Origin of the sequence: Aequorivita sp. KMM 9714 (assembly GCF_011065475.1) — a bacterium.
Lineage (GTDB): Bacteria > Bacteroidota > Bacteroidia > Flavobacteriales > Flavobacteriaceae > Aequorivita > Aequorivita sinensis.
Genome location: NZ_JAAGRO010000056.1, coordinates 1 through 288, shown reverse-complemented (window position 1 = coordinate 288; position 288 = coordinate 1). Strand labels below are relative to the sequence as shown.

Here is a 288-nt window from a genome sequence, read left to right as displayed (position 1 = left end):
ACCAAAGTACAGTATCTGATTTATCAGGATCAACAGTTGGAAACGACGAGCCGACAGTTATCGAACTTTGTCAAAACCCTGCAATTGCAATTGTAAAAACAGGAGTCTTTAATGACGAGAACGGTGACGATTGTTCAGATGTTGACGAGACTATCACATACACTTTCACAGTAACTAACCAAGGAAATGTAAGTCTGTCTAACATCATAGTAGACGACCCATTATTAGGAGGTCCATTAGCCGGTCCAATAAGTGGAGACACTGATGGTGATGGAGAACTTGATGTAA

1 protein-coding gene is annotated in these 288 nt (G+C 40.6%); it reads left to right on the top strand.

Annotation, left to right across the window (positions count from 1 at the left end; all coding sequences use genetic code 11):
- On the top strand, nt 1-288 hold a 288-nt coding region (locus G3A46_RS14160), incomplete at both ends, for a hypothetical protein (protein ID WP_165150780.1).